Source organism: Gilliamella sp. LMG 34359, from assembly GCF_984569085.1.
The window spans coordinates 1,075,701-1,089,728 of record NZ_OZ474906.1 but is presented as its reverse complement, the minus strand read 5'-3'; the positions used below and the strand labels follow the sequence as shown (position 1 = coordinate 1,089,728).

Here is a 14,028-nt window from a genome sequence, read left to right as displayed (position 1 = left end):
ATCATCGCTGATCATCAATAGTTACCCCAGCTGGTGGAGTGAATTTAAATTTATCAAGCGGAACTTTACCTAAAGTTTGTTTAGATAAATCATAAAAACTACGCTGACCATCCTCTTCAATAATCGTAAAATTGGAAATCATCCCTGTAGGTAAAACCGATATAACATAATCTTGATTAGAACCGTCAGTTGGTTTAAGCGTAAAAGAGTCCTGTTTTCGTGTTACAGTATAGGTGTTCCAGATAGGATTATGACTATCAGTAATGAGTAACATTAAACGATTATCTACCATTTTTTTCAAACTCATTACACTCACTTGCTCAACCGCTGGAGTATATACCCACATATTTTTCCCATCAGAAATAATCGATGTTTCATCTGGCTCAGTCATGCTCCAATTAAAGTAATAAGGTCTTGTCACCCATAAATCACCTTTACCTTGTTGAACCGGTTGTTTATCTGCCGTTTTGACATCTTGAGAAAAACGGGCATAAAATCCATCAATTTTTGCTAATCGTTCTTGTAACACTTCTTTATCTCCAGCCCATGCTGAAGCAGTTGTTAGTAATCCGATTAAGATTAAAAACTTCTTCATTACCAATCCTTATTCGTTTTGTTTAGTGTAGTATTTTAATAACTCATTTAGGTCAAAATATTACCGTTTTTCTATTAGCGGGGAAAGATATTTTCTTTTCTTTTTCACTTATCAGTTAAGCAGTATATAATAGCCATATTTTGTAAATTTGGATAACGATGCACCATGCCTAGTCTCTCTTTTGAATTTAGCTCAGATGAATTTCAACCTTTAGCAGCAAGGATGCGTCCACGTAATTTATCCGAATACATTGGTCAAAGCCAACTGTTAGGTAAAGACAAACCTTTACCTAAAGCTATTGCAGCTGGTCATTTACATTCAATGATCCTTTGGGGCCCGCCTGGTACTGGTAAAACCACTTTAGCTGAAATCATTGCACACCATGCTAATGCTAAAGTTGAACGTATATCAGCAGTAACGTCCGGTATAAAAGATATTCGCGAAGCAATTGAACGTGCCAAAATTAATCAACAATCAGGAGTAAGAACCATCTTATTTGTTGATGAGGTTCATCGTTTCAATAAAAGTCAACAAGATGCTTTTTTGCCCTATGTGGAAAATGGTACGGTAACCTTTATTGGTGCCACCACTGAAAACCCCTCTTTTGAGTTGAATTCAGCACTTTTATCGCGGGCTAGAGTCTATTTGCTCAAATCATTAACTAACGAAGATATCGAGCAAATTTTACAACAAGCGATGGATGATCCTGAGCGTGGTTATGGCAAGCGAAACATTACCTTGCTTGATGAAACCAAAAAACAGATTGCCGAATTTGTTGGTGGTGATGCGAGACGAGCCCTCAACACGCTTGAATTGTTGGTTGATATGTCAGATGGCAAAACACTCACCTCAGAATTACTTAAAGAAGTCATTGGTGAACGTAGTGCAAGATTTGATAATCAAGGCGATCGTTATTACGACCTCATCTCTGCGGTGCATAAATCAATTAGAGGATCAGCTCCTGATGCCGCACTTTATTGGTATGCAAGAATCATTTCTGCTGGAGGAGATCCGCTGTACGTTGCCCGCCGATTATTAGCTATTGCATCAGAAGATGTCGGTAATGCCGATCCTAGAGCAATGCAAGTCGCCTTAGCTGCTTGGGACTGTTTTACACGAGTGGGGCCTGCAGAAGGCGAACGAGCTATCGCCCAAGCAATTGTCTACCTTGCTTGCGCACCAAAAAGTAATGCGGTTTACCTTGCATTTAACCAAGCGATGAAAGATGCGACATCAAAACCCGATTATGACGTCCCTGAACATCTACGCAATGCGCCAACCAATTTAATGAAAGAATTAGGTTATGGCGCTCAGTATCGTTATGCTCACGATGAGCCTAATGCCTACGCAGCGGGTGAAAACTACTTTCCCCCTGAAATGGCTGATAGCAAATATTATCATCCAACACAACGTGGTGCTGAAAAAAATTACGCTGAAAAACTTGCTTGGTTAGAAGCGCAAAATAAAGCCAGCCTGATCCAACGCTATAAATCTTAAATAATTTAGTCGGTTTTTTAAAGTTAACTAAAGTATGGCAATAATGATAACTATCATTCTCGCTAACTTAAGTAATTAACTATTAATGTAATAGGCATAATATAATATTTAAGATGTAATTTGATATTAATCAAAATATTATCATGGTTAATTAACAGGATTTTATTATCTTCATTTATTAGTAATCATTGTAGTTACTCTATTCACTAATATCATTTAATTACGTTATAATGATTAACATTATGAAGTAGGCAGGATGCTTACCGAATAATAAATAATTAGGATAATTAAAGATAAGAATAAAAAGCAATAGGATATTGAGAATTTAAAGTGAATGGATTTCCGAGAAGTAGATTTTTTATAAGTTGGTTTTATTTAATATTATTCATCTGTAGTCAACAGGCTTTTGCTAGTCTATCACAAACAACCGCTAGAGTAATTGAAGGAACCCCTCCTCATTTATCATCAACCTTAGAAGCGAATATTGATGATTTGGACTTATTTGGTTTAAAAATTGATAACCATAATTATTATGGTGATGAAGTCAATCAATCACCAATTACTAGCAATTACCCTTTTAAAAATAAAATTCAATTAGCGCCGATAAAACAACCAAATGGTCAAGAATATTTTGATGCAGATGGTGATGAATTATTATCTCTTACTGAAAGTCCATATGTTATTGACATGACTTGGTATTATACCGATGTCAATGGCAACCAAGTAGAGTTTACTCCAAGTGATACCGACACCTTTTGTAATTTAGCTAGACAAGATATTCACGCACCATTCAAAATAAAATTATCCACTGATTTTTTAACCCTATTTTCCAAATATGGCACCCCAGACTATTATCAATATCCTAATGCTGATATAACAACAAAACCATCAAAAACTTATACCATCATGCATGATGTTGGAATTTGTTATGCTAAACCAGAAATAAATCCACCAGAATCTGGGATAAATGCCCAAGGACAATGGGATGCTACTTATGGTTTTCTACCGCAATCAAGAACTGACGCTAGCAAAAACTTTCCTTCAACCGGTTTTTATGGTGCTCGATTTCAGTTAATTTTGAGTAATCCAGAAATGGCTAAAGATTATGAATGGTCGATTAAACAAGGCGGTGAGTTAGTACAAGTTAACAAAGATCCAACTACGCACGTTATTACAGTATCATTTGATACGCCAGATGCTAGAGACCCAGCAAAAGCTTGGCAATACATTATGGGTTCAACAGATGGTCATACGGTTATTGTAGAAGGAAAAAATCCTCAAAAAAATACCACTATTAAATATTCATTTACCCTCGTAAAATGGTTTGTCGGTTGGGACGAAAGTAATATTGGCAAACCGCAAGCTTCTATCGGGAGTGCTCAAGATGTTGTTGATGGTTGTAACTCATTAGCTGGAGGTGGTAAATATCGAATTAGTTATAGTCAAGAAGTGGTTAATTCAAACTTAATGTCCAATAAAACATATTACACTAGAGAAATAGGCACACTATTTAGTGAATGGGGGGATCCTAGCCAAAAAGCATATCCAAATTCATGGGCGCCAGCTGAAAACCAGAACAATAAAACAAGACGTATTTGGTTATATGATCCTGATAAAGATGATCTTTGCGACTTGCATACTTACAATGCAAAGTATCACTGTATGCCGGAAACTGGTGCAAAAAATGGATTATGCACTTCAATACGTTGATTGTAAATAACCACTGTGGAAGACAGCGAGTGATTAACCATATCTGAAAATCTACTCGATTCTTTAGAAAAGATGAAAATAATAGATCAAAAATATTTTGATTTATTTTACGTTAATACTTCGACAAATAGATGGATCGAGTCATTTAGTTTATATCTGAAAATCAATTAGATAATAAATTTTCAATGTAAAATAACAAGCCAACTTTTATAAGTTGGCTTTGTTCTTTTTAAGCGTTCAACTTATCTAAGAGTTCTACAACAAAATTTTACTGTCGGCTTAAAAACAAATGTTATTTTCGCTGATTTGACTCATATAAAAGTGGGGCCAAAATGGAATTATCTGGACAGATTACTCGAACTCTCAGCACGAAAGACAATCGGATTCAGTGTTGGGCAACACAAAACAGCCAAGCTTGTTATGCAAACATTAAGGCAAATTAAAGCACCATTATCCTCAATCGCACTATTTCATTCAGACCGAGCAAAAGTGTTTAATAATCAATTATTGGATAATCATTAGGTTACTTAACGCCTATGGCATTTAATAAACAGTTACCCCTTAATTTTGTTGTATGAAAAAGTGTAAACATTCCAAAACCACTATACATAAAAATAAAAAATGGTGATCTGTATCTGGAATAAACGAGTGATTGTCTTAAATATAACTAATTAACAGATAATAAATAACGCCAATATTTCAAATTTAGGCTTGAATACTACAATTAATCGATAGTGTGATTTACAGCGATATGATAGCAAACACCATGGCAACAATGCGAACCAAGATAAAAATAGCTTGTGTAGATATATCAATACTCATTAAATTTGCCTTTTATATTCGAACTCTATTTATTCATAGGTAAAACTTATCATCGACAATTATTACTTTCTACTGCTACTACCTACTGTTACCTTTTTTTATAAAATCCACGCCATTTACTAATCTGTAGCCGTAATCATTGATTTTCGTTAATAAATTTAAAATCGCTGTTTATTAAACACACTATATATAGTAATAAAATGATTAATAGGCACTATATATTGTATATTTTGATAAATATCAATTATCATAAGCGCTATTAAAAATAGATAAACGGATGAAAAATGAACAAATCAATATTGGTAACCAAACGTAATGGCGAAAAAGAACCCATCGACCTTGATAAAATCCATAAAGTGATTACTTGGGCTGCGGAAGGGTTAGATAATGTGTCGGTTTCTCAAGTTGAGTTACGCTCACATATTCAATTCTATGATGGTATTCGCACTTCCGATATTCATGAAACCATCATTCGTGCGGCAGCAGATTTAATTTCTCAAGATACACCTGATTACCAATATTTAGCTGCTCGCTTAGCAATCTTCCATTTACGTAAAAAAGCCTATAACCAATTTACTCCACCACCGCTTTACGAACACGTAAAAAAACTGGTTGCGAGTGAACGTTATGACCAACATCTTCTTGAAGATTATAGCCAAGAAGAGTTTCAACAGATGGATAACATTATCGACCATTGGCGAGATATGGACTTCTCTTACGCCGCGGTAAAACAACTGGAAGGTAAATATTTAGTTCAAAATCGCGTAACCGGTGAGATTTATGAAAGCGCTCAATTTCTCTATATTTTAGTCGCGGCATGTCTATTTGCTAATTACCCTAAAGATACTCGACTAGCCTACATTAAACGCTTCTATGATGCTGTTTCGACATTTAAAATCTCTTTACCTACGCCAATAATGGCGGGGGTACGCACACCTACTCGGCAGTTTAGTTCTTGTGTACTCATTGAATGTGATGATAGTTTAGATTCTATCAATGCCACCGCCAGTGCTATCGTCAAATATGTGTCACAACGCGCGGGTATTGGTATCAATGCCGGTCGAATTCGCGCTTTAGGTAGCTCAATTCGTGGTGGCGAAGCATTCCATACCGGTTGTATTCCTTTTTACAAATATTTCCAAACCGCAGTTAAATCTTGTTCACAAGGTGGTGTACGTGGTGGTGCGGCAACGGTATTTTATCCACTCTGGCATTTAGAAGTAGAAAGTTTATTAGTATTACGTAACAACCGTGGAGTTGAAGAAAATCGCGTTCGACATATGGATTACGGTGTACAAATCAATAAATTAATGTACCAACGCCTGATCAAAAACGAAAACATCACACTATTTAGCCCCTCTGATGTACCGGGACTTTATGATGCCTTTTTTGCTGACCAAGACAAATTTGATGCACTTTATCATCAATATGAACAGGATGTGAATATTCGCAAACGTGTGGTTAAAGCGGTAGAACTTTTCGCACTATTAATGCAGGAACGCGCATCAACTGGGCGAATTTATATACAAAACGTCGATCACTGTAACACTCATAGCCCGTTTAATGCACAAGTTGCGCCAGTACATCAATCCAACTTATGTATGGAAATTGCGTTACCAACCAAACCACTGAATAATATTAATGATGAGAAAGGCGAAATCGCGCTTTGTACCCTATCCGCCTTCAATTTAGGCAAAATTGAATCGCTTGATGATTTCGAAGAGCTAGCTGACTTAACGGTTCGCGCTCTTGATGCATTACTTGATTATCAAGATTATCCTGTACCAGCGGCTAAAAACTCATCACTTAATCGTCGCACCCTTGGCATTGGGGTGATTAACTATGCCTATTATTTAGCTAAACATGGTGTTAAATATTCTGACGGCAGCGCTAACAACCTTACTCATCGTACTTTTGAAGCAATGCAATATTATCTATTAAAAGCTTCCAATAACTTAGCTAAAGAGAAAGGTGCCTGCCCACTATTTAATGAAACCACTTACTCACAAGGTATCTTACCTATCGATACCTATAAGCGAGATCTGGATAGTATCACCAAAGAGCCGCTCCATTACGATTGGCAATCGCTGCGTGAATCAATTAAAACCTATGGTTTACGTAATTCAACTTTATCGGCATTAATGCCATCGGAAACATCATCACAAATCTCTAATGCCACCAATGGTATTGAACCACCTCGCGGTTATATCAGTATCAAAGCATCGAAAGATGGCATCTTGAAACAAGTGGTACCTGAATATAACAAGTTAAAAGATCTCTATGAGTTACTCTGGCAAATACCAAATAACACCGGTTATCTGCATTTAGTTGGCATTATGCAGAAGTTTGTTGATCAATCAATTTCGGCGAATACCAATTATGATCCGACCAAATTCCCGAATGACAAAGTACCAATGAAACAACTGTTAGCTGACTTACTAACAGCCTATAAATATGGTGTAAAAACGCTTTATTACCATAACACCCGCGATGGTGCTGAAGATATTCAAGGGGATATTCAACCCGCATCAAGTGATGATGGTTGTGAAGGCGGAGCATGCAAAATTTAATTGCCCGGCTTAGCACTAAACTAAATGTAGTGGATAACCAATTAGTTATCCCTACTATAGCTACTTTTTCTGAATATTTCATGAAAAGCCACCAAATTTAGGAGTTCAATTATGAGTATGAATTACAGCACCTTCTCACACGTCCACAATGACCAACTGAAAGAACCGATGTTCCTTGGACAACCGGTTAATGTTGCTCGTTATGATCAGCAAAAATATGAAATGTTCGAAAAGTTAATTGAAAAACAACTTTCCTTCTTTTGGCGTCCTGAAGAGGTCGATGTGTCCCAAGATCGTATCGACTATGCTGCCTTGCCGGAACATGAAAAGCATATCTTTATCAGTAATTTAAAATATCAAACATTACTTGATTCCATTCAAGGTCGAAGCCCAAATGTGGCGTTACTCCCTTTAATTTCGATTCCCGAACTTGAAACTTGGGTAGAGACTTGGTCGTTTTCAGAAACTATCCATTCACGCTCTTATACCCATATCATTCGTAACATCGTTAATGATCCTTCAGTGGTATTTGACGATATTGTGACAAATAAAGAGATCCAAAAACGCGCTGGTGATATTGCCGGTTACTATGATGATCTTATTAGCTATGCCAGTTATTACAACCTACTTGGTGAAGGTAAACACATTGTCAATAATCGAACCATCACGATCGACTTGCGCGAACTAAAAAGACGACTTTACCTATGCCTAATGAGTGTTAATGCCCTTGAAGCGATTCGCTTCTATGTGAGTTTTGCTTGCTCATTTGCCTTTGCAGAACGAGAGTTGATGGAAGGTAATGCTAAAATAATCAAACTGATTGCCCGTGATGAAGCCCTTCATCTCACCGGCACCCAATTTATGATCAACACACTACGCAGCGGTGAAGACGATCCTGAAATGGCAGAAATCGCCAAAGAGTGCGAACAAGATTGCTATGACCTCTTCTTACAAGCAGCCAATCAAGAAAAAGAATGGGCTGAATATCTATTTGAAGGTGGTTCAATGATTGGCTTAAACAAAGATATCCTTTGCCAATATGTTGAATACATTACCAATATCCGTATGCAAGCGGTTGGCCTTAAACTACCCTTTGAAGTAAAATCCAACCCAATTCCTTGGATCAACAATTGGCTAGTTTCCGACAACGTACAGGTTGCGCCACAAGAAGCAGAAATGAGCTCATATCTAGTTGGACAAATTGACGCCGAAATCAGTGAAGACGATTTAAGCGACTTCACATTATAATTATCTCCCGAAAAAATCCCTCTCCTTAACTTTTTACTAAAGGAACCTGAAAGGGTTCCTTTTGGTTTGAAATTCGCTAAATTCAGGAAAAGCTAATCAAAACCCAATATTGTATACAGCGAAGCAAGACTAAAAGAGAATCTTGCATATCATATTTTTCAATATTTTCTTGAAAAAAACAACCAATTAACTTTCTGGTTAAAATGGCATATCAGAAATTAAGTAAATAAAAAAGAGAAATTAACCGAATAATTTCTCTTCTTTTTATTAGGAAATAGAGCAAAAACTATTTATTTTTTTGAGATAAATAATTTTCACCATATTGATTAGCTGCAATTAGAGCCGCATAAACATCTTGAGGTTGAACATTACCCGGCATGTTTTTCATCGTATCGTTGTCAGAACAAGATTCTGTTGCAACTTTCTGCATTTTCTTTTCAATATCAGTAGTTACACCAATTTGAGCTAATGAGATAGGTAAGCCAAGATCATAGCAAAAACTGGTAATTTGCTCTAACTCTTCATCACTGGCATTTTCTAAAAAGAGTTGTGTTAACACACCAAAAGCAACTTTTTCGCCATGTAAATACTTATGGGTTTCATCAAGCGTTGTTAATCCATTATGTACTGCATGAGCAGCAGCTAAACCACCACTTTCAAAACCGACACCACTAAGATAAGTATTAGCTTCGACGATTTTTTCTACCGCTGGTGTAACGACTTTATTTTGCACAGCAATCATTGCTTTTCGGCCTTCAGCCATTAAAGTATCAAAGCAAAACTTAGCTAAACTTAGTGCCGATGAAGATACCAATTCACCTGCCATGGTTTTTGCTCCACTTCGATGACAAGCGCGCGCTTCAAACCATGTCGCCAATGCATCGCCCATTCCTGCCGCTAACAAACGACTCGGCGCGTTAGCCACAATTTGAGTATCAATAAGCACAACATTGGCATTGTTTGGTAAAAATAGGTAAGAATCAAAAATACCATCATCAGTATATAAAACAGAAAGTGCAGCGCACGGAGCATCTGTCGAAGCAACTGTTGGGCTTAATACGATAGGATATTTAGCATAAAAACCCACTGCTTTTGCGGTATCAAGCGTTTTACCGCCACCAATACCTAAAATAGCTAAACAATGATTTTCAATCGCCAACTGCATAACACGGTTAACTTCGGAATGACAACATTCACCACCGAATTCCACAATAATATATTTAAGGTCTTGTGATGAAAGACTCTGTTCTAACCGATCTTTAATTAATGGTAAAACAAAAGAGTCGACCAAAATGACAAACTTATTCGCCACTGGTGACAAATATTTTGCAATATCATTGTAAACCCCGGCACCTTGTATATATTTACTTGGTGATTGAATAGCAACTACACTCATTTTTTTCCTATTTTAAATAATAATATTAACGATCTTTTATTGAATTTAAATCCAACATCCTTGTTTAGCTTAAAATAATAATTTTTAATTTATTCCATCAAAGTAAATGATTAAAAAGATAACGTTCCGTAAGCTTTTGTCCAATCATCTTCAAACTTACGAATTGCAGCATCAACCGCTGGATCAGCTAAAAACAATTCAGCTACATCTACTGGTAAAGTAATAGACTTACACCCACTTAATAAGCAATCTAAAGCTTGTCTAGGTGTTTTAAAGCTAGCAGCTAAAATCATTGAAGAAGGAGCATGTAGATCTAGCAAAGTTTGTAACTCATTAACCACATCAATACCACTGCCACTTTGAGCATCAATACGATTTACATATGGCGCAATATACTTTGCCCCGGCTAAAGCAGCTAATAGGCCTTGACCAGCACCATAAACAGCTGTACCTAATGTCGGAATTCCTTGCTTGGTTAACTCTTTGATGGCGATAAGACCTTCGGTTGTAACTGGAATTTTAGTTACGATAGAAGGAATTTTACTGCGTAATTGTTCTGATTCTTTAATCATATCTTTTGCGGTATTACCAATTGTCTGGGCAAAAAGCTGACCTTTAGGACCAATAACCTCTTGTAATGCGAGTAGCACGTCAAAAATAGGTTTACCAGATTTAACAATAATACTTGGATTGGTTGTTACCCCTTTAATAGGAAATATTGGGGCTAGTTTTTTAACGGCTGCAACATCAGCTGTATCTAAGTAAAGTTCCATAACAACTCCTTATTTGTTTTCTTTCGAAAGTTATTTTACTTACTGTAGAAAATATTTCTACTATTTTTTGATATTTATTGGTAAAAATAATTTAAGAGGACAAGATTGAATACTGAAATATAACCACAGTGGAAATATCTTACGATTTTAGGCAGATAAGATAAAAAAACATTCTTTTGTTTGGTTTATTAACAAAAGAATGCTATCAAAAAATATAATTTTAAGTCTTTTTAAACTATCAGACTTTTATTATTAATGAAAATAATTTACGAATTAGCGGCTAACGCCTCTTGTTGTTCTTTGGCATACGCAATGGCATCCATCTTCTTAAAGAAAGGATAATAGCCTACGATAGAAATGACTAAGATAATAGCTTGCAGTAATGCACCTTTCCATCCCGCGACTAAAAATCCGGAAAGAATTCCGGGGGTACTCCATGGAAGCATAACCCCTGAGAAAGGTTCTAAAAAACCAATCACAAACGCAAAATAAACTAATAAACCACTTAAAATCGGTACAACAATAAATGGAATAAACATAATTGGATTAAGCACAATACCAAAGCCAAATGTGATAGGTTCATTAATATTAAATAGTGTTGGAAAGACCACCGCTTTACCTAAAAACTTATATTGCTTAGATTTTGCAGCAACAATCATAGCAAACACAATCCCAAAGGTAATACCAGAACCCGTTAAAAGAATAAAAGAATCTAAAAATTGTTGAGTAACAATGTGTCCTCCGTTACTTAGATCCAAATAACCTTTTTCAGCTAAAATTTTAGTATTATCAATTGCATTGGCGGTTAAGATTGATGTCACTATTCCATTGACAATCGATTGTCCATGCACACCAAACCACCATAAAAAAGAGATAAAAAAGGCAATCGCAATCATACCACCTAATGAATCGGTTAATCCTTGTAAAGGGACTTGTACTAAACTATAAATCGCCTCTAATAAAGTGGTTTGACCAAATGTTTTAAATAGAGCATAAGTAATTAATGCACAGGTAAAAATACAAGCTGCCGGTAAAAACGCCGTAAATTGAACCGCTACCGTTTTGGGTACTGCTTTCGGCATTTTAATCACAATATTGCGACGTAAAAAAAGCGAATAAATATAACCAACGACCAAACCAATAATGATGGCTGAAATCATCCCCTGTCCACCGATCCAAGCTTTAGATACCGTATTATCGATAATTTCACTCGAAATCGGTGCCACCACATAAGAGTTGGAGGTGATAAAAAAAGCTGAAACAGCGAGTACACCAGCTGGTAACGGCTCAAATCCCTCATTTTTGACATAAGCATAAGCAATGGCAAAACAGGAAATTAAGCCCATTATGGCGAAAGTCCCTCCATAAACTTGCATAAAAGGCTCTGTCCAATGTTCACCAAAAATACTCGCTATAAAATTATTAATATCTTTTGAAGGGATTTGACCAATAACTAAAAAAAAACTTCCAACAACGGTTAATGGTAAAATACTTAGCATTCCATCTTTGACAGCAATAATGCCTTTGCTGTTCACAAATACCAAAATTTTGGGCAATACTTTAGTATTGATAAAGTTGACAATTATACTCATCGTTATTCACCCTTTTTCTTATAAAGATTTAGCGCAAATTCAAGTACTTTTTGCCCATCCATTGTGCCATAATCGACCATTGGTATAACTTCTACCGGTAATCCGACCGGATCACAAACTTCTTTTGCCTTAGCTAAAGCATATCCAACTTGTGGACCGAGTAAAGCAACATCAGTATCATTAATATAATCTCGTAAGTTAGCATGAGAGTGTGCTTGAATATCTACTTCAAGGTTTTGTCCTTTCGCTGCTTCCACCATTTTTTCAACCAACATGCTAGTAGAAAATCCTGCTGCACAAAATAATTTAATTTTTATCATAATACTCACCTTCTTATCTTTAAATAATTAATTAGCTATTAAACTGTTAACCGTTTTTCTTAAATCAATAATCTGTTCTAATAATGTAATTTCTGATATGGCTGCCATTAGGTGATCTTGTGCATGAATGAATAAAGCACTAATGGCAATTTTTTCGCCATTGGCTTCCATTGTGAGTAATGCGGTTTGTTCATTGTGGGCTAATTTTAAATATTCATGAGCTTGTTGAAGATCTGCATCGCAACCTAGGTAATTTTTTTCGTTAACTTTGGTTAACGCATTGTAAGCAAAAGATTTTGCCGTACCTGAATTAACAATTAAATTCATAATCACTTGTTCTATATCAGTCATATCATTGTTCTCCTTTTTAACTTACATTTTTGTTATAACTTTCGTTTATTAGAAAATAGCACGAAATGCACTTTCAAAAAGTTGAACTTGATCACATAAACGTAAATAAAATAACTTTCTAATGAAAATATATTTATTTATATATGTAATATCAATGCATTACCTAGTGGCAATAACTTATCTGAAGTTACGATTTGTTAAGGTTAAGTAAGAAAAGATGTAAATTAAGATTTATGAAGGCTACACAATGTTGTTAGCCAAAAAGAGATATATTTGAAAGGATAAATTGATTAATTAGGAATAGATAGCAAATTATCAGCCATTGAAGATATTATAAAAGGTTAACTTATGGCCATTACTATACTTTATGAACAATAATTCCCCTATCTTTTAGTGATTTTTCCATATCGGCGCTGATATTTTTATCGGTAATTATTTGTTTAAAATTATCGGAATCAATAGTATATGGATAAACAAGACCAAATTTAGAGGAATCTGAAATTACAAAATTTTCCGCACCTTTATTCAACACCGCATTAATTACTTCAGCACGCATCATGTCTCTTCCTGTAAAACCGATATCCGGAGTGTAACCATCAATTCCCAAAAAGCTTTTATTGAAGTGAGTTTGATTAATACAAGTTCGGGTTAAAGGACCTATCAAACTTTCGCTTTTCGCTTGTAACAAGCCCCCAAATAAAATGACATCAAATGGTGCATCACGTAATAGCGATGCTATATAGGTACAAACAGTTATAACAACTATTTCACCTTTGAAGTTGAGCAGTTCTCGAGCTAATAATGAATTGGTACTACCGCCTTCGATAAATACAGAATCGCCTTCATTGATTAGGCTTAATGAATATTTGGCTAATTTCTGTTTTAGTGAAAAGTTGACATCTAACCTTTCGCTCATTGAATCACGATCAAGGATCTCAGCAAAACCATGGGAACGTTTAACATAGTTTTGCTGTTCAAGAATGGATAGATCATTACGAATAGTAACCAGTGATACATTAGTTAGTACCGCTAACTCATTCACACTAATCTTCTTTTTACTATTAATCAACTCTAAGATTATTTGGTGACGCTTATTCATATATCCTATCTATTCTGTCAATTTAGAGATAATCAATATGATACCCAAATTTGAC

The 14,028-nt window shown here is 35.6% G+C and carries 12 protein-coding genes; 5 read left to right on the top strand and 7 right to left on the bottom strand.

The features are described 5' to 3' along the window. Position 1: 1 nt before the first annotated feature. Positions 2 to 595, bottom strand: a complete 594-nt coding sequence (gene lolA / locus AC5LXV_RS05065) for an outer membrane lipoprotein periplasmic chaperone LolA (protein ID WP_034883972.1) — start codon at positions 593 to 595, stop codon at positions 2 to 4. Between the two features lie 165 nt (positions 596 to 760). Here lolA and AC5LXV_RS05060 point away from each other — a divergent pair, with 165 nt between their 5' ends. The 5 genes from AC5LXV_RS05060 to nrdB all read left to right on the top strand — a co-directional run bounded on the left by AC5LXV_RS05060 (position 761) and on the right by nrdB (position 8,442). Continuing rightward, positions 761 to 2,092 (top strand): replication-associated recombination protein A, encoded by a 1,332-nt coding sequence (locus AC5LXV_RS05060; protein WP_493467539.1) that lies wholly within the window; start codon positions 761 to 763, stop codon positions 2,090 to 2,092. Positions 2,093 to 2,422: 330 nt separating this feature from the next. Beyond that, positions 2,423 to 3,802, top strand: coding sequence for a hypothetical protein (locus AC5LXV_RS05055; protein ID WP_493467538.1), 1,380 nt, complete (start codon positions 2,423 to 2,425; stop codon positions 3,800 to 3,802). A 306-nt stretch (positions 3,803 to 4,108) separates the two neighbouring features. Continuing rightward, positions 4,109 to 4,324, top strand: coding sequence for a hypothetical protein (locus tag AC5LXV_RS05050; RefSeq protein WP_493467537.1), 216 nt, complete (start codon positions 4,109 to 4,111; stop codon positions 4,322 to 4,324). A gap of 584 nt (positions 4,325 to 4,908) precedes the next feature. Then, positions 4,909 to 7,194 (top strand): class 1a ribonucleoside-diphosphate reductase subunit alpha, encoded by a 2,286-nt coding sequence (gene nrdA, locus AC5LXV_RS05045; protein ID WP_493467536.1) that lies wholly within the window; start codon positions 4,909 to 4,911, stop codon positions 7,192 to 7,194. 117 nt (positions 7,195 to 7,311) lie between these two features. After that, the gene (gene nrdB / locus AC5LXV_RS05040; protein WP_110424271.1) at positions 7,312 to 8,442 is read left to right on the top strand and encodes a class Ia ribonucleoside-diphosphate reductase subunit beta; all 1,131 of its coding nucleotides are present in this window, start codon (positions 7,312 to 7,314) and stop codon (positions 8,440 to 8,442) included. 286 nt (positions 8,443 to 8,728) lie between these two features. Here the strand turns inward: nrdB and AC5LXV_RS05035 are convergent, their stop codons facing one another. The 6 genes from AC5LXV_RS05035 to AC5LXV_RS05010 all read right to left on the bottom strand — a co-directional run bounded on the left by AC5LXV_RS05035 (position 8,729) and on the right by AC5LXV_RS05010 (position 13,973). Further along, complete coding sequence (locus AC5LXV_RS05035; protein WP_110424190.1) at positions 8,729 to 9,838, bottom strand: glycerol dehydrogenase; 1,110 nt, start codon at positions 9,836 to 9,838, stop codon at positions 8,729 to 8,731. Between the two features lie 110 nt (positions 9,839 to 9,948). Next, on the bottom strand, positions 9,949 to 10,611 hold the full coding sequence (gene fsa, locus AC5LXV_RS05030; RefSeq protein ID WP_110424191.1) for a fructose-6-phosphate aldolase: 663 nt from the start codon (positions 10,609 to 10,611) through the stop codon (positions 9,949 to 9,951). Between the two features lie 266 nt (positions 10,612 to 10,877). Continuing rightward, complete coding sequence (locus AC5LXV_RS05025) at positions 10,878 to 12,203, bottom strand: PTS sugar transporter subunit IIC (RefSeq protein WP_493467535.1); 1,326 nt, start codon at positions 12,201 to 12,203, stop codon at positions 10,878 to 10,880. Positions 12,204 to 12,205: 2 nt separating this feature from the next. After that, positions 12,206 to 12,523, bottom strand: coding sequence for a PTS sugar transporter subunit IIB (locus AC5LXV_RS05020; protein ID WP_110424193.1), 318 nt, complete (start codon positions 12,521 to 12,523; stop codon positions 12,206 to 12,208). A gap of 27 nt (positions 12,524 to 12,550) precedes the next feature. Continuing rightward, the gene (locus AC5LXV_RS05015) at positions 12,551 to 12,874 is read right to left on the bottom strand and encodes a PTS sugar transporter subunit IIA (protein WP_110424194.1); all 324 of its coding nucleotides are present in this window, start codon (positions 12,872 to 12,874) and stop codon (positions 12,551 to 12,553) included. A 358-nt stretch (positions 12,875 to 13,232) separates the two neighbouring features. Then, positions 13,233 to 13,973, bottom strand: coding sequence for a DeoR/GlpR family DNA-binding transcription regulator (locus tag AC5LXV_RS05010; protein ID WP_110424195.1), 741 nt, complete (start codon positions 13,971 to 13,973; stop codon positions 13,233 to 13,235). Between the last annotated feature and the right edge of the window lie 55 nt (positions 13,974 to 14,028).